Origin of the sequence: Micromonospora sp. LOL_021, assembly GCF_048060215.1 — a bacterium.
Classification (GTDB): domain Bacteria; phylum Actinomycetota; class Actinomycetes; order Mycobacteriales; family Micromonosporaceae; genus Micromonospora_E.
In genome coordinates this window covers 1-319 of sequence record NZ_JBHMIN010000171.1, presented here as the reverse complement: position 1 = coordinate 319, position 319 = coordinate 1, and the positions used below count along the sequence as shown (strand labels likewise).

Below are 319 nucleotides of genomic sequence, written 5' to 3'. Positions count from 1 at the left end.
TCCGTCCGCCGTGTTGTTCCAGGTCGAGTTGGCCTTTGAGGGTGTCGTTGACCGACTCGATGAGCTGGCGGACCTTCTTGAGCATCGGTTCGCCGTGGCGGGTCTTCTCCTTCTTGCGTGACGGGCGCAGCAGGGTGATGCCCTGGTCGGCGAGGTCCCGCTCGAATGGTCCGGACGCGAAGCCCATGTCGCTGATCAGCAGGATGCCGTCGTGTTCGGCGACGACATCGGCCTCGACCTGCAGCATCGCGGCGAGGGCCTCCCGCTCGCCGATCTTCGGGTTGGCCAGGGCCCACAGGATCGGCATCCCGGTCGGGGT

1 pseudogene is annotated in these 319 nt (G+C 66.5%); it reads right to left on the bottom strand.

The window, feature by feature from the left end:
- Positions 1 to 319 (bottom strand): annotated as a pseudogene (locus ACFHWT_RS31540) (IS982 family transposase); the annotation flags it as partial.